This window comes from Agrobacterium sp. 20P9.1.2 (assembly GCF_057799395.1).
In genome coordinates, this window is the sequence record NZ_JBYOKI010000008.1 from 143,891 (window position 1) to 167,066 (window position 23,176).

The 23,176-nt window shown below is 56.8% G+C and carries 22 protein-coding genes and 1 pseudogene; 8 read left to right on the top strand and 15 right to left on the bottom strand.

The window, feature by feature from the left end; genetic code table 11:
- Window positions 1-12 precede the first annotated feature (12 nt).
- Window positions 13-1,149, top strand: coding sequence for an alpha-hydroxy acid oxidase (locus AC27VJ_RS20295; RefSeq protein ID WP_488685519.1), 1,137 nt, complete (start codon window positions 13-15; stop codon window positions 1,147-1,149).
- Window positions 1,150-1,194: 45 nt separating this feature from the next.
- On the opposite strand, the gene AC27VJ_RS20300 is transcribed toward AC27VJ_RS20295, so the two are convergent.
- Window positions 1,195-1,539: a DMT family transporter gene (locus AC27VJ_RS20300; RefSeq protein ID WP_113088450.1), complete on the bottom strand. Its 345-nt coding sequence runs from the start codon at window positions 1,537-1,539 to the stop codon at window positions 1,195-1,197.
- Window positions 1,536-2,120: a TetR/AcrR family transcriptional regulator gene (locus tag AC27VJ_RS20305; RefSeq protein WP_488685538.1), complete on the bottom strand. Its 585-nt coding sequence runs from the start codon at window positions 2,118-2,120 to the stop codon at window positions 1,536-1,538. Before AC27VJ_RS20305 ends, AC27VJ_RS20300 begins: the two co-directional genes overlap by 4 nt.
- 186 nt (window positions 2,121-2,306) lie before the next feature.
- Here AC27VJ_RS20305 and AC27VJ_RS20310 point away from each other — a divergent pair, with 186 nt between their 5' ends.
- Window positions 2,307-3,548: a serine hydrolase gene (locus AC27VJ_RS20310; RefSeq protein WP_488685539.1), complete on the top strand. Its 1,242-nt coding sequence runs from the start codon at window positions 2,307-2,309 to the stop codon at window positions 3,546-3,548.
- Window positions 3,549-3,555: 7 nt separating this feature from the next.
- Here the strand turns inward: AC27VJ_RS20310 and AC27VJ_RS20315 are convergent, their stop codons facing one another.
- From AC27VJ_RS20315 to AC27VJ_RS20355, 9 genes are all read right to left on the bottom strand, one after another.
- Window positions 3,556-4,296 (bottom strand): metallophosphoesterase family protein, encoded by a 741-nt coding sequence (locus AC27VJ_RS20315; RefSeq protein ID WP_488685520.1) that lies wholly within the window; start codon window positions 4,294-4,296, stop codon window positions 3,556-3,558.
- Window positions 4,297-4,301: 5 nt separating this feature from the next.
- Window positions 4,302-4,658: a hydroxyisourate hydrolase gene (gene uraH / locus AC27VJ_RS20320; protein WP_488685521.1), complete on the bottom strand. Its 357-nt coding sequence runs from the start codon at window positions 4,656-4,658 to the stop codon at window positions 4,302-4,304.
- Entirely contained in the window at window positions 4,655-5,155 is a 501-nt protein-coding gene (locus AC27VJ_RS20325) for an ureidoglycolate lyase (protein ID WP_488685522.1), read from the bottom strand. Before AC27VJ_RS20325 ends, uraH begins: the two co-directional genes overlap by 4 nt.
- Before the next feature lie 3 nt (window positions 5,156-5,158).
- Window positions 5,159-5,521, bottom strand: a complete 363-nt coding sequence (locus AC27VJ_RS20330) for a HepT-like ribonuclease domain-containing protein (protein ID WP_488685523.1) — start codon at window positions 5,519-5,521, stop codon at window positions 5,159-5,161.
- Entirely contained in the window at window positions 5,518-5,811 is a 294-nt protein-coding gene (locus tag AC27VJ_RS20335) for a nucleotidyltransferase family protein (RefSeq protein WP_077117807.1), read from the bottom strand. Before AC27VJ_RS20335 ends, AC27VJ_RS20330 begins: the two co-directional genes overlap by 4 nt.
- Window positions 5,812-5,884: 73 nt before the next feature.
- The gene (gene uraD / locus AC27VJ_RS20340) at window positions 5,885-6,382 is read right to left on the bottom strand and encodes a 2-oxo-4-hydroxy-4-carboxy-5-ureidoimidazoline decarboxylase (RefSeq protein WP_488685524.1); all 498 of its coding nucleotides are present in this window, start codon (window positions 6,380-6,382) and stop codon (window positions 5,885-5,887) included.
- A complete protein-coding gene (gene puuE, locus AC27VJ_RS20345) occupies window positions 6,382-7,305 on the bottom strand; it encodes an allantoinase PuuE (RefSeq protein WP_488685525.1) in 924 nt (307 codons plus the stop codon). Before puuE ends, uraD begins: the two co-directional genes overlap by 1 nt.
- A gap of 75 nt (window positions 7,306-7,380) precedes the next feature.
- Window positions 7,381-8,088 (bottom strand): DUF1045 domain-containing protein, encoded by a 708-nt coding sequence (locus AC27VJ_RS20350; protein WP_062448714.1) that lies wholly within the window; start codon window positions 8,086-8,088, stop codon window positions 7,381-7,383.
- Window positions 8,089-8,194: 106 nt separating this feature from the next.
- Window positions 8,195-9,388 (bottom strand): NAD(P)/FAD-dependent oxidoreductase, encoded by a 1,194-nt coding sequence (locus AC27VJ_RS20355; protein ID WP_488685526.1) that lies wholly within the window; start codon window positions 9,386-9,388, stop codon window positions 8,195-8,197.
- Between AC27VJ_RS20355 and mnmC2 the strand changes: the two genes are divergently transcribed.
- Window positions 9,387-10,115, top strand: coding sequence for a tRNA (5-methylaminomethyl-2-thiouridine)(34)-methyltransferase MnmC2 (mnmC2, locus tag AC27VJ_RS20360; RefSeq protein WP_488685527.1), 729 nt, complete (start codon window positions 9,387-9,389; stop codon window positions 10,113-10,115). The genes AC27VJ_RS20355 and mnmC2 overlap by 2 nt on opposite strands.
- Window positions 10,116-10,174: 59 nt before the next feature.
- Here the strand turns inward: mnmC2 and AC27VJ_RS20365 are convergent, their stop codons facing one another.
- Window positions 10,175-11,719, bottom strand: a complete 1,545-nt coding sequence (locus AC27VJ_RS20365) for a DEAD/DEAH box helicase (RefSeq protein ID WP_488685528.1) — start codon at window positions 11,717-11,719, stop codon at window positions 10,175-10,177.
- Between the two features lie 505 nt (window positions 11,720-12,224).
- Here AC27VJ_RS20365 and AC27VJ_RS20370 point away from each other — a divergent pair.
- Complete coding sequence (locus AC27VJ_RS20370) at window positions 12,225-15,857, top strand: response regulator (protein WP_488685529.1); 3,633 nt, start codon at window positions 12,225-12,227, stop codon at window positions 15,855-15,857.
- 62 nt (window positions 15,858-15,919) lie between these two features.
- On the opposite strand, the gene AC27VJ_RS20375 is transcribed toward AC27VJ_RS20370, so the two are convergent.
- The 3 genes from AC27VJ_RS20375 to AC27VJ_RS20385 all read right to left on the bottom strand — a co-directional run bounded on the left by AC27VJ_RS20375 (window position 15,920) and on the right by AC27VJ_RS20385 (window position 18,016).
- Window positions 15,920-16,309, bottom strand: a complete 390-nt coding sequence (locus AC27VJ_RS20375) for a DoxX family protein (protein ID WP_488685530.1) — start codon at window positions 16,307-16,309, stop codon at window positions 15,920-15,922.
- Between the two features lie 223 nt (window positions 16,310-16,532).
- The gene (locus AC27VJ_RS20380; protein WP_113088435.1) at window positions 16,533-17,330 is read right to left on the bottom strand and encodes a class II glutamine amidotransferase; all 798 of its coding nucleotides are present in this window, start codon (window positions 17,328-17,330) and stop codon (window positions 16,533-16,535) included.
- A gap of 65 nt (window positions 17,331-17,395) precedes the next feature.
- The gene (locus AC27VJ_RS20385; protein ID WP_353577407.1) at window positions 17,396-18,016 is read right to left on the bottom strand and encodes a L,D-transpeptidase; all 621 of its coding nucleotides are present in this window, start codon (window positions 18,014-18,016) and stop codon (window positions 17,396-17,398) included.
- 374 nt (window positions 18,017-18,390) lie between these two features.
- Here AC27VJ_RS20385 and AC27VJ_RS20390 point away from each other — a divergent pair, with 374 nt between their 5' ends.
- The 4 genes and pseudogenes from AC27VJ_RS20390 to AC27VJ_RS20405 form a co-directional block, all read left to right on the top strand.
- On the top strand, window positions 18,391-19,800 hold the full coding sequence (locus AC27VJ_RS20390; RefSeq protein ID WP_488685531.1) for a circularly permuted type 2 ATP-grasp protein: 1,410 nt from the start codon (window positions 18,391-18,393) through the stop codon (window positions 19,798-19,800).
- A gap of 3 nt (window positions 19,801-19,803) precedes the next feature.
- Window positions 19,804-20,745 (top strand): alpha-E domain-containing protein, encoded by a 942-nt coding sequence (locus tag AC27VJ_RS20395; protein WP_113088432.1) that lies wholly within the window; start codon window positions 19,804-19,806, stop codon window positions 20,743-20,745.
- Window positions 20,746-20,769: 24 nt separating this feature from the next.
- Complete coding sequence (locus AC27VJ_RS20400) at window positions 20,770-21,585, top strand: transglutaminase family protein (protein WP_488685532.1); 816 nt, start codon at window positions 20,770-20,772, stop codon at window positions 21,583-21,585.
- Between the two features lie 859 nt (window positions 21,586-22,444).
- A pseudogene (locus AC27VJ_RS20405) lies at window positions 22,445-23,176 on the top strand (beta strand repeat-containing protein); the annotation flags it as partial.

Here is a 23,176-nt window from a genome sequence, read left to right on the forward strand (position 1 = left end):
AAAGATCAATTCATGGCCAAAACGCTTACCATTGCTGATCTCAAGAAACAGGCGAAACGCCGCGTTCCGAAGATGTTTTTCGACTACGCCGACAGTGGCGCATGGACCGAAAGCACCTATCGCGCCAACGAGGATGATTTTGCCAAGATCAAGCTGCGGCAGCGTGTGCTGGTGGATATGACCAATCGTTCGCTGGCGACGGAGATGATCGGTGAGAAGGTGTCGATGCCTGTTGCGCTCTCCCCCACCGGTCTTACCGGCATGCAGCATGCGGATGGCGAGATGCTGGCGGCCAAGGCAGCGGAAGAATTCGGCGTTCCCTTTACGCTATCGACCATGAGCATTTGCTCCATTGAAGATGTCGCCTCCGTCACTTCCCGCCCCTTCTGGTTTCAGCTTTACGTGATGAAGGACCGTGACTTCGTCAACAATCTGATCGACCGCGCCAAAGCGGCGAAATGCTCGGCGCTGGTGCTGACGCTGGACCTTCAGATTCTCGGTCAACGGCATAAGGATCTGCGCAATGGGCTTTCTGCCCCGCCGAAATTCACGCCCAAGCATATCTGGCAGATGGCGACGCGCCCGCAATGGTGCCTCGATATGTTGCGCACGAAGCGCCGCAGCTTCGGCAACATCGTCGGCCACGCCAAGAACGTCTCCGACCTGTCGTCGCTTTCCTCATGGACGGCGGAACAGTTTGATCCGCGCCTCTCATGGAAAGACGTGGAATGGATCAAGGAACGCTGGGGCGGCAAGCTGATCCTCAAGGGTATTCTGGATGAGGAAGATGCCATCGCCGCCGCCGGTACCGGTGCGGACGCCATCATCGTTTCAAACCATGGTGGACGCCAGTTGGACGGCGCGCTGTCTTCCATCGAAATCCTGCCGAAGATTGTCGATGCTGTTGGCGACAAGATCGAAATCCACCTGGATGGCGGTATTCGTTCCGGTCAGGACGTGCTGAAAGCCATCGCGCTCGGCGCCAAAGGCACCTATATCGGCCGCCCTTTCCTCTACGGTCTCGGCGCGGGCGGCAAGCAGGGCGTGACCACCGCGCTGGAAATCATCCGCAAGGAAATGGACATCACCATGGCCTTGTGCGGCAAGCGTTTGCTGACCGAGGTGGATCGCAGCATTCTGGTGCGCTGAGGGCCAAGCGGCCTCTAGAGCGCTTCCTTGTTAAATGGAAACGCTCTAGTGCCCCACGGTCTTCGAAAACAGGTTCACGACCACGACGCCCGCGATAATCAGCCCAAGGCCGATCATCGCGGCGAGGTCCAGCGTCTGGCGGAAGAAGATATAACCCACTGCTGAAATCAGCACGATGCCAAGTCCGCTCCAGATCGCGTAGGCCACGCCGACGGGGATGGTGCGCAGGGTAATCGACAGCAGATAAAAGGCCGCACCGTAAAAGACGGCCATCAGAAGCGTCGGTAACCACCGGGTAAATTGTTGGGATTGCTGCAAGAATGACGTGCCGATGACTTCGCAGACAATGGCTGCGACAAGTGCCGCATAGGTCAAGGTGACGCCGTTCATGTGTCATGTTCCTTTTGCGCAGCTTTGAGAAGCTGCTTGTGAAGTGCCGATCTGTTGCCGCCGGCATGGCCCTTTTCGCTGACCAGATCCGCAAGCCAGAGACCGTCGATTGCGAGCCGGACAAGCTCGAGATTAAGGTGATCATCCGTCTTTTTGTGGCGGGTCAGGCGAACGCTGAACCAGCTTTCCCATAGCTGCCGCAACGATGGTTCGCTGATGAGCGCAACTGATATGGCTGACCACTGCGCGTAGGATTCACGGCCCCGATCGTCAAAAAATGCGTTTACATAGGCCCGCGTGAAGCATCCATAGTCCTCACAATCCTGTGAGATCAGGGCATCGATATCCTCATCCAGCTTGGCCAAAAGGTCGCCAAGCACGGCTTCAAGCAAAGCCTGCTTGGACGCGAAATGGTGAAACAGCCCACCCTTCGTCACACCGGCAGCGGAGGCAACGGCCTGAACAGAGACAGCCGAAAACCCCTGCTCTGCCGCAAGTCTGGCAGTGCAATCCATCAAATTCCGGCGCACGACATCAGGCTGCTTTTTACGTTCGGTCAACATATCCATGATCAGATACATACCGGACGGTCGGTTTCTTTTCAAGAAAATAACCCGCCACCAATGGGGGTCGATTTTCATACTTAATTAAGGATGAAAGCGGCCTTTAAAGTTTGAATGGTTTTGTTGCCGGAAAGTTTCAGTCATCTTGGCAGCGGCAAATGGACGGATAAGGGGTAAAACATGTTGGGAACGATCAGACGGGGCATGGCCGGAGCGTGGGTATTTGCTTTGGCCTTCCTCTGTGCGGTCCTTTCCCTGCACGCGTCTCCGGCGCAGGCGGGTTATGCGCATTTCGTGATGGATGCCAACACGGGGAAAGTGCTGGATTCCGAGAATGCCGACACGAAAAACTACCCGGCTTCGCTGACAAAAATGATGACGCTTTATCTCGTTTTCGAAGCCCTACATGACGGTCGCCTGAGCTGGAACCAGCGCATCACCATGTCCAAGCGTGGTGCGGCGGTCATTCCTTCCAAGCTTTGGGTCAGAGCGGGTACCACCTTCACGGTTCGCGAAGCCGTCTATGGCATGATCGTCAAATCCGCCAATGACATGGCCGAGGGCATGGGCGATCATTTGGGTGGCTCGCAGGCCGGGTTTGCGCAGATGATGACCCGCAAGGCCCGCCAGTTGGGCATGACGAGCACCGTTTTCCGCAACGCCTCCGGCCTGCCTAACAAGGCGCAGGTCACCACGGCCCGTGACATGGCCAAGCTCGGCCTAGCCCTTCAACGGGATTATCCCAAGGAATACAAACTCTTTGCTACTAGGTCCTTCAAGTTCCGTGGCAAGACGATCAGCGGCCACAACAGGCTTCTCAGCCGCTATCAGGGCGTGGATGGCATCAAGACCGGTTACACCAACGCCTCCGGCTTCAACCTCGTCAGCGCCGTCAACCACAATGGCCGCAGCGTCGTCGGTGTCGTACTGGGCGGCAAGACCTCCCGCAGTCGCGACAATCAGATGGTCGCTCTGCTGGACAGGACACTGCCCAAGGCATCCAGAGGCCGCGGCAGCCAGCAGCTGATTGCCAGCGCCAGCACCAGCCGCACATTCGATGTCGCCCCCGCCAGCGTGCCTTTGCCCATGTTTGCCGAGCGCAAAGACCCCGTCGCCATGCAGATCGCTTCCGCCCACAACGTCATGCCGGATATGATCAAGACCTCGGCTGTTCCCGCCACCAATTCCGAACGCAGCGCATGGGAAGTGCAGATCGCCGCAGCGGACAGCCAGACAGCAGCACTTTCGCTTTTGAAAAACGCGCGCCCCGCCATCTCATCCAGCTACGCCAGCATCGCGCCCTACACCGAAGCGGTTCGAAGCGGCGCCGCAACGCTCTACCGCGCGCGATTCACCGGTTTCGACAGCCAGGCAGCCGCCCTCTCCGCCTGCAAGGATTTGAAGGCACAGTCCTATTCCTGCGTGGTCATGTCGAGCGAAGGATAAGCCGGGATCAGCCCAGCCAACCGGTTGCGATGGCCTTGCCGAGACCCGGCATGCCATTGGCACGGGCGAGTTCTCCCATTGCGCTGCTGTCATAACGCACCTGCCGGAAATAGACCTGCCAGCCCTGTGGCGTTTCTTCCAGAACCGCGTAGCTGGCAAGCGGATGACCGGCTTCGACCTTATGGTAGAAAGGTTCGTCATCCTTCCAGCCCGGGCAACCGACACTGCCGGGATTGACGATCAATCGACCGTCCGACAGTTGGACTGTGCGGGCAATATGCGTGTGGCCGCACAGCCTGAGCGGTTGCTCAATACCATCAGCGAGCGCCTCGATTTCCGCCAAAGGTCGTTGATGCAGAACGCTTTCTGGAGACAGCTTCTCCAGCCAATATTCCAGGTCGTCCTTGGGCGATCCGTGGCAACAATAGGCCACATCCTTGAACACCAGATCGAAGGGCAGATTCTGCAACCAATCGAAATGGTCGGAGGACAGCTGCATATGTGCTGGTTTTTCCCAATCACCCATGACTTCGAACGGACGGTCGATCAGGGCGCGGTCATGATTGCCGCGAACGGTGGGGATGTTGCGCCCCACCAGAACATCAGCCGTGCGACCGGCCTCTAGCGGACCGCTGAAACAATCACCGAGATTGACGATATCAGGAATACCCAGCCTCTCGATATCCTTGAGCACGGCGTCCAGTGCCGCGTAATTTCCATGGATATCGGCAATGGCAGCAAAGATCATCGGGGTCAGCTTCCGCGGTAAGTAGAATAGCTATAGGGCGAGAGAAGCAGGGGAACGTGGTAGTGTCCGCTCTCGTCGGCTATGCCGAAACGAATGGGTATGATGTCAAGAAAGGCAGGTTCCGGCAGAACCAGACCTTTGGTTCTCAGATAATCGCCCGCATGGAACACAAGCTCATACTGCCCCGCCCGAAAATCCGTGCCGATCAGCAACGGCCCGCCATCGACACGACCATCGCTGTTGGTTTCCACCGTCTTGAGCTTCTCACGGCTGTCGCCCTCAAGCCGGTAAAGATCGATCTTCAATCCCTGCGCAGGCGTGCCATGAGCTGCATCGAGAACATGGGTGGTAAGACCGGTCATGGCGTGGGCTCCGAAATGAAATACGGCTGATCGAAGAAGAACTCTTCCAGATTGTTGCCCGGCCCATCCCGATCCACAACCAGAAAATCACTGGTGGAGCCGATGGCCATCAGGGGATGGTGCCAGACATTGCGGTGATAATTCACACCCTGATCGGCGCGGGACAGAAATACCTTCGGCTTCCCCGGCCTGCCCTGCTCATCCTCTGATACAACGACGAGAAACGGCTTGCCGGAAAGCGGCGTAAAGCTCTGGCTCCCCAGCGGGTGGCGCTCCATCATATCAACAGTGTAAGGGAACTGTCGCGCCCTGCCCCGAAACAGGTTCATCACGACACGCGCGCCTTCACCCGTCACATCCGGTGAGCCAAGCGCATGATACCGCTCGGTATTGCCGCCATTGATGATCCGCATGCTGGCAGGATCTGCCTCGAGAACATCGCCAAAGGGCGCGAATGCCTGTTGGGTCAAAGACAGGATTTCAAGAAATTCAGTCAAAATTCATTCACCTTGGGCACGCCAGTTTTTAAGAGCATTCAGGCTCTCTAAAAGTTCCGGGATAGTAATTTGCGTTGTTTCCCAGATAATTTCGAGATCCAGCCCAAAGTATCCGTGCGCCACACGATTGCGGAGCCCTCGAATTGAATTCCATGGGAAATCAGGGTGGTCAGTGACAAAGTCGGGATAGGACTCCATCAAGCGAACAGTCGCTTCGCCGATGACAATAAGGCACATTCCAATTGCATGCTGGGTTTTTAAATCTGAAAGAAAGTCATCTTTCTGCATACCTGCGACGAAATCAACAGCAGCATTGCCCGCTCGCTTCATGTCCGCGAGGTGATCCAGACGGCGATCTAAACTCATATTGGCTTAGCCTCTGACAAGACTCTCACCTTTACACGTTCAGGAAAATCACCGGGTGTGAGAAGGTGAATTCTTGTGCCCAGCATCATCTGCTCAAGCGCGTCTTGCAGTCCGCCTAGGCTGAGAAGCGTAGAGCCCGGCAGCGCATCGACCAAAATATCCAGATCGCTATCGGGCCGATCCTCGCCGCGCGCCACGGAGCCGAACACACGGGGATTGGCCGCGTTGAAGCGTTTTGTTGCTTCGCGGATCGCTTCCCTGTTCTTTTCCAGCACCTCTGATGGTCTCATGGCTTGTCTCCTGAACCACAATATAGAGTGCTGCCCGTGATGTGGAAAGCAGATTGCTGGCGCATGCGTTTCATCAGCTTTCCGGCAGCAAGGCGGATAGTCGCAGCCCGGCAATCTTTTCCACCTGCGCCGTTGCAGTAGTGAATTCGTCTTCCGCATTGTTATCGATGCGGGTCTCGAAGGCGCGCAGAATATCGTCCTTGGTCAGGCCTTTGACGGCAATGATGAAGGGAAAGCCGTTCTTCTCGACATAGGCGGCATTGAGTTGCGTAAACCGCGCATGCTCTTCCGGCGAAAGACGGTCTAGCCCTGCTCCTGCCTGCTCCTTGCGGCTGTCTTCGGTCAGGCCTCCGGCAATGGCAAGCTTGCCCGCAAGATCAGGGTGAGCGCGCAGCACGCCCAGCCTTTCCTCATGCGAGGCGGCGCGAAACTGGGTGCAGAGCGCCGCATGGACATTGCCTGCCGTCAACGGTTCAGTCACGTCGCCAGCATCATAGGCACGTTCCGCAATAAAAGGGGAATGCTCGAACACCCCGCCAAAACGGCTGATGAAATCCGACCTGTCCACCATCACAGCGTCTCCGGCTTGTGATGCTCATGCCAATGGCGAGCGATCTCAATGCGTTGCGGTATCCAGACCTTTTCGTGGCCGAGCACGTATTCGATGAAACGGCGAAGTGCCGCCGCGCGACCGGGACGCCCGACGAGGCGGCAGTGGAGGCCGACGCTCATCATCTTGGCAGAACCTTCGGCACCTTCCTGATACAGCACGTCGAAGGCGTCTTTCAGATAGGTGAAGAACTGGTCGCCGGAATTGAAGCCCTGCGGCGTGGCAAAGCGCATGTCGTTGGTTTCGAGCGTGTAGGGAATGATCAGGAACGGATCGTTTTTCAAGCCTTTCACCCAATACGGCAGATCATCGGCATAAGAATCCGAAGAATAGAGGAAACCACCTTCCTCCATGATGAGCCGCAATGTATTGTCAGAAGGCTTGCCCTGATACATGCCGTAGGGGCGCTCGCCGGTGAGTTCCGTGTGCAGGCGCACGGCTTCCAGCACATGCTTGCGCTCTTCTTCCTCTGAAAAATCCTTATACTCCAGCCAGCGATAGCCGTGGCTGGCGATTTCCCAACCGGCTTCCTTCATCGCCGCCACCGCGTCCGGGTTGCGGGCCATGGCGGCGGTGACGCCATAGACAGTCGTTGTCACGCCAAGGTCGGTGAACATGCGCCACAGCCGCCAGAAACCGGCTCGCGAGCCATATTCGTAAATCGATTCCATATTGAGATTGCGCTGCCCCGGCCAGGGCTGCGCGCCGACGATTTCCGACAGCAGCGACTCGGACGCTTTGTCGCTATCGAGAATGCTGCTTTCGCCGCCCTCTTCGTAATTAATGACGAATTGCACCGCAATTCTGGCATCGCCAGGCCATTTCGGATCAGGGGTATTGCGACCGTAACCGATCAGGTTGCGGGGATAGTCAGCGGAAATCATCAAATCACCTTCACGCAAATTTCGTGAACGGTAGCATCGCAGACCGGAAAGTCGAGAGCATTTTCTTGGCGATACTTATGCAATCTTGCGGGCAGAGACGCGCCCCATCGGGTGCAGCGAATGGACGCGGAACGGAGCGCCCGGCTCATCTTCCACGAAAAGCGCGAGGTTGGAGAAATCGACCTGACGCTCCAGCAAAGGCTCGAACACGCCACGCACCGCCCGCTCCACACGCGGACAATCTGCTGGCATCACACCGCCCGTCAGCATCATCTGAAAACGGAACTCGTCCATGACATATGGGTGGCCCCACCGGTGCAGATTGGTCAGTTGCGTGGCCGAAAGACGATCCGGGTCGGCACGGTCGATATCCGCATCGGACAGGGGCGCGCGGTAACGATCAAACTCCTGCACCACACTTGCGGCCAGAAAATTCAGCGTTTCCGATTGCCAGGACGGCACCAGACCGTAGACATTGCCGAGTTTGGCGATTTCCAGCGGTGGCAAAGTGAAAGGCTGATGCGTGCCTGCAAAATGCATCAGGGCACGCAGCAGTGCCGCCTCACTGACATCATCCATTAAGCGGAACGGAGCCTTGATCGCGCCGTGGAAACCATACCGGCGCGGCAGCGCGGTGTGGTAGGAAATTTCCTGCATGCCGAGGCTGGTCACCGCAGGCGGCTCCACGCTCTGGCCGGAATAGACGTCACGACCCAGCCAGGCCGCAGCGACATGCGTCAGCGGATCGTTCGGGGAAGGCGTAAAATGAATGGCATACCGCATGCGTCGTCACCTCGCCGTCCTCGAACGGATTTCATCAGCCATAATGCATAAGCCAAGCTGTTAGGTGATTTGCATGACAGATTAACGACGCGTAAACGCTGTCGAATCAAATCTTTTGGTTGAAAACACGAATGTGATCTTCAAACGTAAAACTGGTGGGCACCTGCATGGGCTTGCCCAGCACCGCATCCAAGGCGGCATCGGCCAGACGATGCGCGAGGCCAAAACTGACCTTGAAACCGCCCGTATGTGCAATGACGCGCGGGTGCTCTGGATGCGCGCCCACCATCGGGTCGCGACCGATTGCCTTGGGGCGCAGCCCGGCCCAGCGCTCGATCACCTCGGCATCTTCAAGCGACGGCACGATCTGCCTTGCCTGCGCAATCAAGGTTTCCAGCCGCTCATCCGTCGTGAAGGCATCGTCGAATTCCTCTTCGCTGGTGCTGCCAATGGCAACGGTACCGTCCTCATGCGGCACGACGTAGAGACCATTCAAGAACACTACCGGCATCGACGGATCGACATGGGCTTGCAGCAATGCCGCCTGCCCTTTCACCGGCTGACCCAACCTTACGCCTGAAGACAACTTAAACGCGTCTCCAAGCAGTGGGAAAGAATCATGTCCCGCAGAGACCATGGCATGCCCGAAGTGGATGCTCTTGCCATTGGCCAAAGTGGCCGTGCCATTGGGGTCCAAAGCCGTAACGCCGCAGTTCTCGATGAGGCGCACATGTCTGGACCGTCGCAAATAATCTTCCAGCGTCGCCACGAAAGCCCGCGGAGAGACCTTGGCGGCAAAGGTGTCATAAACGAAACCCGCCTCGCCCGCTGCGGCATCCACCCAGCCATCGACGGGTGGCGCATCCAGCACATGCCAATGGAATTGATGACCGTTCCTGCTCCAGTTGGACAGTGCGTCGCTTTGATGGCGCTCCGCAATGGTCCGCAAATGCGGCTTTGGCAGGGGAATGATACGGCCACAGCGTCTATAACCCGCCGAAAGGCCGGTTTCGGCTTCCACGGCTGCAATTTCGGCTTCGAGGCTCAGCAGGGCATCGAACTGAAACTGCTTTTTATCCGACCAGCGATCCGGCATATGCGACATCAGCGCGCCCATAAGCCCGCCGCTGGCGCCGCTACCGACTTTGCCCGCATCCACCAGCAGCGTGTCGATGCCCAGGCGCTCCGCCTTCACTGCAGCCCAAAGGCCCATGATACCGCCGCCGATGATTAACAACGACACGCTGCATGGCAAAGATGATTGACCTGTCTGATCGGGAAGACTATCGGCTTTGACCATGACACACCTCGATAACAGTGGGCCGCAACGAGCCGGTTCAAACATGCTGGATTGGCGAGAGGGCGATATGCCCTATTCGCTGGCCTTTGGCGACCATTTTTATTGCCAAACCGATGGCCGACAGGAATGTAGTCACGTTTCGCTCGCCGGCAACGGCTTGCCGGAGCGCTGGGAAACTGCCCAGGGAACGTTCCGCATTGGGGAGCTTGGCTTCGGCACGGCGCTGAACCTGTGCGAGACATGGCGGCAGTGGAAGCTCTCAAGGCCCGCCGATGCGCAGCTGCATTTCGTGTCCTTCGAGCTTTACCCGATGACCGCCCAAGAGCTGGACCGTGCACTGTCCCACTGGCCGCAACTGGATGCCGAGCGCAAAGCCTTCGTCGCACAATGGCCGTCAGACCCGGAAGGCTGGATCGACATCACTCTGGACGAGCAGACGCGACTGACCGTCTTTTGCGGTGATGCCATGCGAGGGATCGGCCAAAGCACTGACATATTCGACGCCTGGTATCTCGATGGCTTTGCGCCAGCCAAGAACCCCGAGATGTGGTCGCTGGAGATTATGTCAGCGGTGTTTGAGAAGACTGCTCCTGGTGGAACCTTCGGCACATTTGCGGCGGCCGGTTTCGTGCGGCGCAATCTGGGTGCCGCGGGCTTTACCGTAGAGCGCAGACCGGGTTTTGCCGGAAAGCGCGAAATGCTCTGCGGTAAGAAACCTGCTCTCTAAGTCAAAACGAAAAACGCCCGGATTTTCATCCGGGCGCTCACTATTAAAGTTGGGCTAAATCAGCCGCGCTTGCGACCACCACCGGCTTTGCCAGCAGGACGACCCTGACCGGCAGGAGAAAAGGAGCCTGCCTTGCGAGCCGGACGACCCTGACCGCCGCGATGATTGCGGTTGCCAGCTGGCTTGCCCGGTGCAGCATCTGCCTTCGGGCGCTTGAAGTCGGACGTGACTTCAAGATCGTTGTCGCGCTCAACCGGTGCGAATTCGCCAGCGCGCTGGCCACGGAAATCGCCATTGCGACGTCCACCATCACGATGACCACCTTCGCGATGCCCACCTTCACGGGGGCCACGTGCCGGACGGTCGCCATGGGCACGCTCGCCACCCTGACGACGCGGGCCGTTCGCGCTACCGCGATTGCCACCATTGCCGCCACGGTTGTTGTTGCCGCGCGATGGGCTTGCCAGACCTTCAGGACGTTCGCCGGAGAGGACCGGAATTTCGATCTTCATCAGCTTTTCGATGTCGTGCAGCAGACGGGTTTCGTCCGGTGCGCAGAAGGCGATGGCGATGCCATCACGACCCGCACGCGCCGTACGACCGATGCGGTGCACGTAAGCGTCGGCCACTTCCGGCAGATCGTAGTTGAAGACGTGGGTTACGGCAGGAATGTCGATGCCGCGGGCAGCAACGTCGGTTGCCACCAGAACCTTGACTTCGCCGTCCTTAAAGCCCTTGAGAGCGCGCTCGCGCTGACCCTGGCTCTTGTTGCCGTGGATCGACGCAACCTTGAAGCCGATATGCTCCAGATACTTGGACAGCTTTTCAGCGCCATGCTTGGTGCGCAGGAACACGATTGCGCGGCCATCCGGGTTGTCGTTGAGCGACTTCTTGAGAAGCTCGGTCTTGTCGTTCTTGCCAGCAACGAAGTGAACATATTGCTCAACCTTGTCGGCGGCCTTGCCCGGAGGCGTAACCTGAACGGTGACCGGGTTGGTCAGATAGCTGCCTGCGAGATCAGAAATTGCCTTCGGCATGGTGGCCGAAAACAGCAGCGTCTGGCGACCAGCAGGCACCATTTTGGAAATCTTGCGCAGGTCGTGAATAAAGCCGAGATCCAGCATCTGGTCTGCTTCATCGAGAACCAGATAGGTGACCTTGGACAGCGAAATCGCGTTGCGTGAAATCAGATCGAGCAGACGGCCAGGCGTGGCAACCAGAATATCGGTGCCTTTTTCCAGCTGAAGCTGCTGCTTGTTGATGGACGCGCCACCAACGACCTGATTGATCTTGAGATGCGTCTTGCGCACAAAACCACGAAGGCTTTCGCCGATCTGGTTTACCAGCTCGCGCGTTGGCGCAAGGATAAGTGTGCGGGTGGTGCGGTTTGCCGGACGGTCGGGCTGCTTCAGAAGCATTTCGATGATCGGCAGGCCGAATGCGGCGGTTTTGCCGGTGCCGGTCTGTGCGAGACCGATGATATCGCGGCCTTCCAGAAGAAGCGGGATCGCTTTTTCCTGAATAGGGGTCGGCGTGGTGTAACCAAGCTGGGTGACGCCGGCCACGATTTTTTCGGAGAGGCCGAGTTCGCTAAAACTGGTCAATAGTATACCTTTCGGGGCGCCAAAACGCTCGAACCCGGATCAGCCCTGCTGTCCGGTTGTCTTGGCGTCAAGAACCCCGCGTGAATTGGGAACTTGTGGGTTGGAATGACTTTCTGCGCTTCAGTGCGGCGAATACGCCGTCTCCTGTATCCTGCGCTTTTCCTTCATGCGTCGGGTCTTTTTCGTTGACGCTGCAGCTCACGCGGCTGCCGAGGGTGAAAGCTTGGAGTGGGATGTGGTCTTTTTATCAAGGAAAGTCAAGCGAATGTTTCAAAAAGCATGCCGCCGACCCTGCGGCAATTCGGCTATAGCGACATGCCACGCATCGCGAAAATCTTAACGATCGATGAAAAACTACAGTTAACAACTTCTAATAATAGCGCGGGACAGATAGCCAACTTCATCAATCTACAATAGATTCTCTGACATGTTCGCTCGCAGTTGAGCGCTGATTCTATTGGTGTCACGGACGGCTACGGAGAATGATTTGATTAGTGGGGGCGGATTGCTTGAAAAAGCATGTGAGGGCGTATTAACGCTTACTCTGCCCGCCTGCATTAAAGACAGTCAGTTGCGATATGTCTGCGTCAACTCCGCCTATGCCCGCTTCAACGGTCGCCCCGCAGCAGATTTCTACCAGAAAACCACGCAGGAACTCTTCGGCAATGCCAAGGATGTGGGGCGCGAAGACAAGGAGCGTCGCTGCCTCGTCTTTGCAACGGAAGAAGTCACTGCAAGCACCGATCAGCACGCCAGCCAGACACATGCCGTCAAATGCGAACGTTTTGAATCGGAAAACGGCGATCTGTTTCTGTTTGAAATATTCGAGACGATGCCGTCTTTCGACATGGAACGCGCCATCGCCCAGAATGAACCGCTGATCGGCAGCAGCCTTCTCGATCTTCTGGATGTCGGCGTGGCGGTTTACGATCCGGACGACAGGCTGATCTACTCCAACGCCCGTTTGGAAAATCTGTATCGCGAACTAAACCTCGACTGGAAGCCGGGGCTTGAACTCAACGCCATCGTCACGGCATTCCATGATCGCTACGTCAAATCGGGCCTGCTGCAAGAGGAAGGCGCTGCCAACAGGCTGGATTGGGTGGAGCAGAGGCTGCAGGCCACCCGCACGCCCTATTCCGAATTCATGCAGGAAATGAGCGACGGTCGCTGGATCCGCTTCATCAACAAGCGACTTGAAAACGGCCTGCTCGTTGCGCTTCGCATCGACGTGACCGATGCCAAGACGCAAGAAATGCTGGTGGAGAAGCACACACGCGAGAACTGGCTGTTCCGCGAAGCGCTGGAACGCCTGCCGGTTGCCGTCTTCATGCTGGATAGCAAACGCCGCCTCACCTACGCAAACGCTTCTTATGAGACATTGTGGGGCGAGCCTCGGGAGAAATATTACGGACTGACGGAAGAGGAAATCTTCCTGCACGAAGGCGAAGGCTTCCGGCAGGAAAATGTCCACATTCTGGAAACGGGCGAAGAGCTGCAAAAGACGCAGGAGATCGTCCTCAACAACGGCACCACCGTGCCCACCATCATCAGGATTGGCCGCATCGTCACCCCTGCTGAGGAACCCTATCTGGTCGGCTCTGTTACCGATACGACCACGTTGATGCAGGGACAGCAGGAACTGCTGGCAGCCCGCAATGAGGCGGAGAAACTCCACGCCGAAGTCGAATCCCTCCTGCAATCCATGCCAGTAGGCGTGATGCTGCTGGGACCGGATCTGACGATTGAATATGCCAACAGCCGCTTTTACGACCTGTGGGAAGTAACCGAGAAGATCGACCTCGTCGGAAAGTCCTACCGCACCTATCTGCAACTGGGCTACGAATGCGGCAAGTACGAATTTGGCGGCATGACGCTCGAGGAGGCCTATCTCGATCGCGTCGAGCGGCTAAACCGGATCGATGGCAACACATCGCGTGAGATTTCCAGCAAGTCGGGCCGATTCATCATCCTGTCAGAACGCCGCATTGCTGGCGGCAAGATCCTCATCACCTTCTCCGATAGCACCGCGGTGCGCGTGCGCGACGAGGAAATCAGCGCCGCCCGGCAGGAATTGCAGCGCGTTGGCGAATATATGCAGGATGCGACGCGCGTCATGGCGCAGGGGCTCGCACTGGTGCAGGACGGCAAGATCATCATGTCCAATGACGCCTTGTCGCGTATGTTCGATGTGCCGCCGCAATTGCTGGTCGCAGGTGTCAGCTGGCTGCCATTCTTTGCCTATTGTGCAGACCGCGGCGATTTCGGAACCGAAGAGCAGACGATATCGACCCGCACGCAATGGCTGGACAATGTTGCCGCCGCCAAGCCGTTCTCATGGCTGATCCATGTGGACGGCAAACGCTGGCTCAATGTGGAATCCACGATCGGTGCCGGCAATTACTGGCTCGTCATCGTCACCGATATTACCGAAATGAAGCAGCGCGAGGCTGAGCTTGAAGGCCTGCTGGCGCGGGCGGAAGCCGCAGACCGGGCAAAATCCGAGTTTCTGGCCAATATGAGCCACGAAATCAGAACGCCAATGAATGGTGTTCTCGGCATGGCGGAACTGCTAGCAAAATCCAGTCTGGATACGCGGCAGCGGACATTTACCGACGTCATCGTCAAATCCGGCAATGCGCTGCTGACGATCATCAACGATATTCTGGATTTCTCCAAGATCGATGCTGGACAGATGGCATTGCGCTCCACGCCTTTCGATGCGGTAGAAGCAGTGGAAGACGTGGCCTCCCTTCTGTCGTCGCAGGCGCTGGAAAAGAACATCGAACTCATCGTCCGCGTCGATCCGACCTTGCGCAATCTGGTCAGCGGCGATGCCGGTCGTTTCCGGCAGATCGCAACCAACCTCATCGGTAACGCCATCAAGTTTACCGAAATGGGGCATGTCCTCATTGAGCTTTCAGCCGAGGCCATAGAGGACAGCGAAGTCATTCTGACATTGCGGGTGGAAGACACCGGCATAGGCATCGCGCCGCACCAGCTGGACCGCATTTTCGAAAAATTCAGTCAGGCAGACACCTCCTCCACGCGCAGGCACGAAGGCACAGGCCTTGGCCTTGCGATTACGGTGGGGCTGGCCGGGCTTTTCGGCGGCAAGGTGGATGTGGAAAGCACACTCGGTCAAGGCTCAGCGTTCACGGTCAGCCTGCCTCTGCGCATTGTTGGGACCCGCTCCGAGCAGACGGTTTCCCCCATCGATACCAGAAAAGTGAGCGTCCTCGTCATCGACGACAATGCCGTGAACCGGCAGATACTGACCGAACAGCTGACAAGCTGGGGCGTGGACAGCTATGCCGCAGATAGCGGCCCGGCGGGCATTGCCGTTCTGGAAGAAGCCGCGAAGATCGGCTTTGACATCGATGCGGTCATTCTTGATTACCACATGCCTGATATGGACGGTATGCAGGTGGCACGGCAGTTGCGGGGCAACCCGCGCCTCAGTGCCACGCCGATCATTTTCCTGACCTCGATGGATGCGGTCAATGACCGGGGCGGGTCGGCGGACATCAACTTCGACGCCCACTTGATGAAGCCTGTGCGCGCACGTCTGCTTCGCAAGACGCTGACGGATGTGGTGCGTACATCAAGGGCAAAACGCGGATGGCAACAGCAACAGGCGGCCAGCGCGCCGAGACAGGTCAGTCCTGAACAGAGCCAAAAGCCCGTGGCGAAAGTCAGCACCCCGGTTGCCGCAAGCCGCGTTTCGTCTCTGGATGTGCTGATTGCCGAGGACAACGACGTCAACCAGATCGTTTTCACCCAGATTCTCCAGCAGACCGGCCTCACCTTCCGGATCGTGGACAATGGAAAACAGGCGGTTCAGGCGTGGCGCACGGATAATCCGGCGATCATTTTGATGGATGTCTCCATGCCTGTCATGAACGGGCATCAGGCCACGCAGGCCATTCGCGCTGAGGAAGACAATGCCATGAACGTCGCGCGCGTTCCGATCATCGGCGTGACCGCTCATGCGCAGGAGAGCGACCGCGATCTCTGCCTTGCCGTGGGCATGGATGATTATCTGTCAAAGCCCATCAGCCCGGAACTGCTTCAGGCAAAAATCGACAAATGGCTGATGCGTCAGACGGCAAAACACGGCGAGCTGAAGTCCAACTGAAAACGCCGCATGGAATGTCCACGCGGCGTTTCGAAATGTTGTCGTATCAGATACGGCAGTGATTAACGGCGGCTATTGTCGACCGAGAATGCACCGGGGCCAGCAGCAACCAGATACAGGAAGATGAAGCAGAACAGGATGGCGGCATCGCCACCGTTCAGCGCTGGGAAGACGCTCTTCGGTGCATGCGCCATGAAATAGGCAACCGCCATCTGTCCAGACAGAAGGAAGGCGACCGGGCGTGTGAAGAGACCGATGAGAATGAGCACGCCGCCAATCAGTTCAAGCAGTGCAGCAACCAGCAACAGCGGTGGAAGCGAACCTTCCATCTGCGCTGCGGGGAAGCCGAACAGCTTCTGCGTACCGTGTTCGATGAACAGCAGCGCAGCGACGATTCGCAGAACAGCCAGAAACTGGGGCTGATATCGCGACAGTTTATCAAAAAATGCCATGTGTCTTATCCTCATAAGCAGGTTCGCGCTATCGCTGCCAAAACCCGACTGAAAAATACATCTATTCGATATTGGGTTACACGTTTCCGAGGCAAAAACAACTCGCGCGCTTGCAGGTCCGATACCCGAAATATGGGGTAACAAAAAGGTGCCTGTAGAGCCTGCTTGCAGCAGGCCACAGCGCGAGAAACCAGTGGTTGTCTGGCTGGATATGATCGAAGCGTCAGGCCGTCATCAGCACGGCAGGCTGCGTTACGGGATTGAATGGCTCAAAGGTGATGTCGACGCCTTTTACGGTAGCGACCGTATTGGCCGGAATGATATCCCACTTCTCTCCACCCGTGCCAAAAGGTTCGGATGCAATGGCAATCCCCTCACCCATGTTGCGCCAATAAAGTGTCGGCGGGCGGGCATCGCTGGACCAGCGGAAGGCGTGCAAGGTGTCGCCATCGGCATGGATGGCACTGAAACGAACGGGCTCATCGACACCGGAGCGTTCCACGACGTCCAGACACATCTGCAAGGTTTTCTTTAGGGCACCGACAGGATCGCGGTCGAGACCGAAACCGGCAGCAATCAGAAAGATCGCCTCGCTATCGCCATTGCCGGCGCGCGAACAATAGACTTCATCGGGAATATGGGCCTCGATGGCGCGCTTGACCTTTTCATAACCGCCAATCTGGCCATTGTGCATGAAAAGGTGCTTGCCAAAGCCGAACGGATGGCAATTGGCCATGGATACGCCGCCGGTGGTGGCGGAACGCACGTGAGCCAGAAACATCCCCGACCGCAACTGATGGCAAAGCGATGTCAGATTGCGGTCAGACCATGCGGGCAGGATGCCGCGATAAATGCCGGGCTCGCCCCGCTCGCCATACCAGCCAATGCCGCATCCATCGCCATTGACCACCGTCTTTGCCTCCCTCGCCGCCAGCGACTGGCTGATCAGCGAACTTTCCGGCTCGATCAGAAGACTGTCGAGCCAGACGGGAGAGCCAGTATAGGCGAGGAAACGACACATGTTGGCACCGTGGCAAGGTTGCGATCCGGCTCTCAAAGCGCCGGATCAAGGCGTTTCTAAGATCATTATGCCTGCAGAACCACCACGCGGGCACCGACCGGCACGCGTTCATAAAGATCGACAATGTCGTGGTTCAGCATGCGAATGCAGCCGCTGGACATGGCATGACCGATGGACTGCGGCTGGTTGGTGCCGTGCAGACGGAACATGGTGTCGTTGCCGTTGCGATAGAGATACATGGCGCGAGCGCCCAGCGGATTGTTCGGGCCTCCCGGCATGCCACCGGCATATTTCAGGTTCTTGTGTGGCTCGCGACGAATCATATTTGGCGTTGGCGTCCAGCTTGGCCATTCGGCCTTGCGGCCAACATAGGCATCGCCGCGCAACGCCAGACCCTGACGACCGACGCCGACGCCGTAACGCATGGCCTGACCATTGCCCAGGATGTAATAGAGACGGCGAGCAGGCGTATCGACAATGACAGTGCCCGCTGGATGCGTTGTCGTGTATGCCACCTGCTGGCGACGGAGTTCCGGATCAATCTTGTCGAGCGGCATGGCCTTCAGCGGAAACTTCTCATCCGGAATGGCTGCGTAGTTATGTCGTTGCTGGGCGAAATTAGTGCTGGCGCAACCAGCAAGAAGAAGCGGCAATCCGAACAGGACACCACGGCGCGAAATAGACATATTACCCCCGGTCGATGAATCTCTCTGTTAACAAGGAGTAGAATTTTATGGTTAACAAACCTCTAACCGCGCGCGGCCACAATTAACGAAGTATTGCGATTGCGGCGGCCAAGGCTTTCCAAACGAGCATTGACAGTTTGGCGAAAATTTAAGCAAACTCTTTCTTGCAACCTATGGAAATCCGCCAGCCGATCAGGGCCGGAGATGAAACCTTTCCACCTCTGCCGCATTTTCGTGCTGCCGGAGCTGAAACTGCTTATTTTATGTATGTTTAGCGGGGGCGAAGGGACCAAAAAATCTGGATTGAGACTGCGCATGCTTCTTGCATTGCGATCAGCGTTGTATTCAAATGGGCAAAAATGGGGAACCTAAAGTTGGCATTTGACGAAATGATAAATGCGGACTCATCGCCGCGAAGCCCATACGAAAACTATAATGAGTGGTACAGCCGTCAGGACAGATCGCATCTGATCCAGAAATCTCGGGACGCTGAAAATATCTTCCGAAAGACCGGTATTACATTCGCCGTTTATGGCCATGCCGACAGCGCCGAAAAGCTGATCCCCTTCGATATCATTCCCCGCATCATATCCGGTCGTGAATGGCGCAAGCTGGCCCAAGGCATCGAACAGCGCGTGCTGGCACTCAACGCGTTTCTGGACGATATCTACCACAAGCAGGAAATCATCCGCGCCGGGCGCATTCCGCGCGAACTGATCGAGCGCAACGAGGCCTTCCTGCCGGAGATGATCGGCTTCAAGCCGCCGGGCGGCGTCTATACGCACATCGTCGGCACGGATATCGTTCGAACAGGCGAAGACCAGTTCTATGTGCTGGAGGACAATGCCCGCACACCTTCCGGTGTCAGCTACATGCTGGAAAACCGCGAAACCATGATGCAGATGTTCCCGGAACTGTTCCATGAGAACAAGGTGCAGCGGGTCGAAGATTACCCTTATCAACTGCGTCAATCACTAGCGTCGCTGGCACCTCCGGGCTGCAAGGGCAAGCCGCGCGTCGCGGTTCTGACACCTGGCATTTTCAATTCTGCCTATTATGAGCATTCCTATCTGGCCGACATGATGGGTGTTGAGCTCGTCGAAGGCTCGGACCTGCGCGTCATGGACGGCAAGGTCAAGATGCGCACGACGCGCGGTTATGAAGCCATCGATGTGCTGTATCGCCGCGTGGATGACGACTTCCTCGATCCCCTCACCTTCCGGCCAGACTCGGCACTCGGTGTTCCCGGCATCATGGATGTCTACCGCGCTGGCAACATTACCATCGCCAATGCACCGGGCACGGGTATTTCCGACGACAAGGCCATCTATTCCTACATGCCTGAAATCGTTGAATTCTATACGGGCCGCAAACCGCTTCTCGAAAACGTGCCGACATGGCGCTGCTCCGAGCCGGACAGTCTGAAATATGTTCTGGACAATCTGGCCGATCTGGTCGTGAAGGAGGTTCACGGCTCTGGCGGTTACGGAATGCTGGTCGGCCCGACTGCCTCCAAGAAAGAGCGCGCTCTGTTTGCGGACAAGCTTCGTTCGCGACCCTCGAACTATATTGCACAGCCTACGCTTTCGCTTTCCACAGTGCCTATCATGGTGAAAAACGGCATCGCGCCGCGCCACGTCGATCTTCGCCCCTATGTTCTGGTCTCGGACAAGGTAAAGATCATTCCCGGCGGGCTGACGCGCGTTGCGCTCAAGCAGGGTTCACTGGTGGTGAATTCCAGCCAGGGCGGCGGCACCAAGGACACTTGGGTACTGGAGGACTAAGCCATGCTGGGAAGAACGGCGAACGGACTCTACTGGATGTTCCGCTACATCGAACGTGCGGAAAACATTGCCCGACTGGTGGATGCGGGCATGCGCGTCTCACTCACCCGCAGCGGCAGTGCCGACGAAGACTGGGACGGCGTGCTGCAAAGTGCAGGCGCGCGGGAGGAGTTCCTCCAGACCCATGAGAAGGTGACCTCTGCCGACGCTATCGACTACATGCTGCGCGACAAGGCCAACCCCTCCAGCGTAATGTCCTGTATCGAATTCGGTAGAAACAATGCCCGCATGGTCCGCACCGCACTGACGCGTGAAACATGGGAAGCGACGAACGAATTCTGGATTGAACTGAAGAATCTTCTTGGCCGCAAAGTAAAAGCCGCAGAATTACCGCAAGTCATCGATGTCATTAAACACAGAGCCGGGCTGGTGCGCGGCGCGTTTCATGGATCCATGCTGCGTAACGATCTCTACAACTTCTCGCGCATCGGTACGTTTATCGAGCGTGCGGACAATACCGCGCGTATTCTGGATGTGAAATATTACGTGCTTCTGCCAGCCGCCGCGCAGGTGGGATCATCGCTGGACAATGCGCAGTGGGAATCCATTCTGCGCTCCGTTTCGGCACACCGTTCTTATGGCTGGGTCTATGATGCGGAGTACAAGCCGGCGAATATTGCAGACTTCTTGATCTTGAACGGAAGAATGCCGCGTTCTCTTGCCTATTGTTACGAAAAGATCGTCAGCAATCTCGGTTATCTGGCCGAGGACTACGACGAGCGACACAAGGCGCATGATACGGCGGAAGCCATTCAGGCGACGTTGCAGAAAACCACGATAAACCGAGTGATGGACCAGGGCCTGCACGAGTTCCTCGAGCTTTTCGTCAACAGGAACGCGCAGCTGGGACAAGAAATCACGGATGGCTACCGCTTCTATCAGTAAGCGGAGTTAAGACGGGGACATGGAATGCGTTTGAAGATCAACCACACGACCGAGTATCTCTACGATGAGCCGGTTCCCTATTCCCTGCAACGCTTGCGGCTGACACCTGCGACCGGGCCGACGCAGACGGTGATGAACTGGGACGTCACTGTCGATGGCGCGACGCTGGAAGTGCGCTATGACGACCACTTCGGCAACCGTGTGGAACTGGTGGAAACCGAAGGACCGCGCAGCGCCGTGAAGGTCATCGCGCGCGGCGAAGTCGAAACCATCGACAAGGCCGGCGTCTTCGGCCCTCACATCGGCAACGCACCGCTCTGGCTTTTCATGCGCGAAACGCCGCTGACCAAGCCAGGCAAGCTTATTCGCGAACTGGCACGGCAGGCAACCGGTGACACACCGCTAGAACGGCTGCACGAGTTGATGGCCCTCGTCCATCTCGAAGTGGAATATGAGACCGGATCGACCGGCACGGAAACCACGGCGGAACAGGCGCTGGAAGCCAGGAAAGGCGTCTGTCAGGACCACACCCACATCTTCATCTCTGCCGCCCGCCACATGGGCCTGCCCGCCCGCTATGTCTCCGGCTATCTGATGATGGAAGACGTCGCCGAACAAATTGCCACGCACGCATGGGCCGAAGCCCATGTTCCCGGCCTCGGCTGGGTTGGTTTCGATGCCGCCAACAAGCTCTGCCCGGATGAACGCTACGTCCGCATCGCCAGCGGCCTCAGCTACCGTGATTGCGCCCCCGTCTCCGGCATGCGCGTCGGTCTTTCAGGTGAAAGCCTGACAGTATCCGTCACAGTGGAACAATCTCAGAGCCAGTCACAGAGTTGATCTGGCCACTATTATAGCAATATCGAGATCTACACCTAAAAATTGCAGTGCATTCTACATGCGCTGATCGTCTATTTGCGCCTTAACTTCGCGCCGATACTTTTATTTCCGAGCGTCCGGCAGTTACTTATCTTTCAGGTAGCTTATATGTCATATTTGTGAAATATACTCTACCTGTATATACCAATACGCGACATGCACGACAGACACTTCCATTACTCACAATCCCAGATGATTTTTATTTCAGGAATCCAGACGAAAACGTGCAAAAGCCAAAAAAAGTCACCACCTTTACGATTGGCGCTGTTTTTTATTTTGATTTCAAATAAAGGAAATTTCTCATACTAATAGTCGAAGAGAGTGATTCGAACTTCCTTCATATCGGGGCAGATACTTATCCACTTTAAGAACTTGCAACGGTTTTAGACTCAGGGTTAACTTTGACAACACATGATCTGGCCACACGCGTTAACCAATTTTTTACGTATCGTAGACGATATTGACGGCGGTCATGTGAAGTCCGCGTGGGCGCTCCGTATTCTGGTGCGACACGTTTACTGAAAGCCAAGTTGAAAAACGAAGCTCTAATGTCCAAATGGCGTAGGGATCAGAACGAGATCAGAGTTCTGTACGCATGATGCCCTTCCGATGCGCCGGCTCACACGAGCCATGTTCTGCTTAATCTTGCTATTGTCCAGAACGGACACTCAGTCGTTCGACGTTACGTCGATCGGGGGAGACACTTTGCCAATTCGCGCAAGAGCGCATCCGGGGTATCGGATGCGGCCCTGAGGCTGCGCCGCGTGGAATTGGTTGGGTGTGTGGCGCTTTGGCCAGTTATCAACGGGGGCACGTGTCCATGACTTCTATTATCTCTTCGCTTTCCATCAAGCAGATTACCAATCTTTCGACCACCACCATCGCCAGCCTGAAGACAGACGATGTTGCAGCTCTTACCAGCAAGCAAATCGGCGCCCTTAGCTCAACCCAGATTAAGGCGTTTACCCCAGAAGCATTCGGCGCATTTGAAAGCGACGATATTGGCGCAATAACCGTCAACGCCATTGTTGGCCTCAGCGTCGATCAGCTCACGGCAATCACCTCGAACCAGATCAGCGGCCTTTCCACCGGTCAAATTGCAAAATTGGATAGCGACCAATTTACGGCATTGTCTGCCGACAGCCTTGGAGCACTTTCTTCTGCGCAGACCCGTGCGTTGACCGCAGCGCAGGTCGGAACTTTCGATGCAGAAGATCTTAAGAAATTCACTTCGGATGAAATTGCTGCCATCAGCACGAAAGCATTGACCGGCCTGACGAGCGAAGCGCTCAACGGGCTCGACACGGCCACAATTCGCGCCTTCAGCTCGGCACAGGTGGCTTCGCTCGGTACTGAACAGATCAAAAACATCAACAAGGACCAGTTTGCACTGCTGGGAACCAACCAGATTGCTGCTCTCACCTCGAAACAGCTGCAAGCCGTTGCATCCGATACACTGACCGCGCTGACGACAGATCAGGTTCATGCTCTTAGCAACAAGCAGCTGGCAGGCCTGGACACCGCTCAGTTGAATGCTTTCTCTGCAGACAGC

What these genes read in the sequence shown, in the direction of transcription:
- AC27VJ_RS20315 (WP_488685520.1), bottom strand. Translation starts at nt 4,296, where the DNA reads ATGATCTTTGCTGCCATTGCCGATATCCATGGAAATTACGCGGCACTG.
- AC27VJ_RS20330 (WP_488685523.1), bottom strand. Translation starts at nt 5,521, where the DNA reads ATGAGTTTAGATCGCCGTCTGGATCACCTCGCGGACATGAAGCGAGCG.
- AC27VJ_RS20350 (WP_062448714.1), bottom strand. Translation starts at nt 8,088, where the DNA reads ATGCGGTATGCCATTCATTTTACGCCTTCCCCGAACGATCCGCTGACG.
- AC27VJ_RS20380 (WP_113088435.1), bottom strand. Translation starts at nt 17,330, where the DNA reads ATGTGTCGTTTCCTCGCCTATACTGGCTCTCCCGTCTGGCTCGACAGT.
- uraH (WP_488685521.1), bottom strand. Translation starts at nt 4,658, where the DNA reads ATGACCGGTCTTACCACCCATGTTCTCGATGCAGCTCATGGCACGCCT.
- AC27VJ_RS20335 (WP_077117807.1), bottom strand. Translation starts at nt 5,811, where the DNA reads ATGAGACCATCAGAGGTGCTGGAAAAGAACAGGGAAGCGATCCGCGAA.
- AC27VJ_RS20375 (WP_488685530.1), bottom strand. Translation starts at nt 16,309, where the DNA reads ATGGCATTTTTTGATAAACTGTCGCGATATCAGCCCCAGTTTCTGGCT.
- mnmC2 (WP_488685527.1), top strand. Translation starts at nt 9,387, where the DNA reads ATGACACACCTCGATAACAGTGGGCCGCAACGAGCCGGTTCAAACATG.
- AC27VJ_RS20295 (WP_488685519.1), top strand. Translation starts at nt 13, where the DNA reads ATGGCCAAAACGCTTACCATTGCTGATCTCAAGAAACAGGCGAAACGC.
- AC27VJ_RS20355 (WP_488685526.1), bottom strand. Translation starts at nt 9,388, where the DNA reads ATGGTCAAAGCCGATAGTCTTCCCGATCAGACAGGTCAATCATCTTTG.
- AC27VJ_RS20400 (WP_488685532.1), top strand. Translation starts at nt 20,770, where the DNA reads ATGCGTTTGAAGATCAACCACACGACCGAGTATCTCTACGATGAGCCG.
- AC27VJ_RS20305 (WP_488685538.1), bottom strand. Translation starts at nt 2,120, where the DNA reads ATGTATCTGATCATGGATATGTTGACCGAACGTAAAAAGCAGCCTGAT.
- puuE (WP_488685525.1), bottom strand. Translation starts at nt 7,305, where the DNA reads ATGATTTCCGCTGACTATCCCCGCAACCTGATCGGTTACGGTCGCAAT.
- uraD (WP_488685524.1), bottom strand. Translation starts at nt 6,382, where the DNA reads ATGGTGGACAGGTCGGATTTCATCAGCCGTTTTGGCGGGGTGTTCGAG.
- AC27VJ_RS20395 (WP_113088432.1), top strand. Translation starts at nt 19,804, where the DNA reads ATGCTGGGAAGAACGGCGAACGGACTCTACTGGATGTTCCGCTACATC.
- AC27VJ_RS20310 (WP_488685539.1), top strand. Translation starts at nt 2,307, where the DNA reads ATGGCCGGAGCGTGGGTATTTGCTTTGGCCTTCCTCTGTGCGGTCCTT.
- AC27VJ_RS20385 (WP_353577407.1), bottom strand. Translation starts at nt 18,016, where the DNA reads ATGTCTATTTCGCGCCGTGGTGTCCTGTTCGGATTGCCGCTTCTTCTT.
- AC27VJ_RS20300 (WP_113088450.1), bottom strand. Translation starts at nt 1,539, where the DNA reads ATGAACGGCGTCACCTTGACCTATGCGGCACTTGTCGCAGCCATTGTC.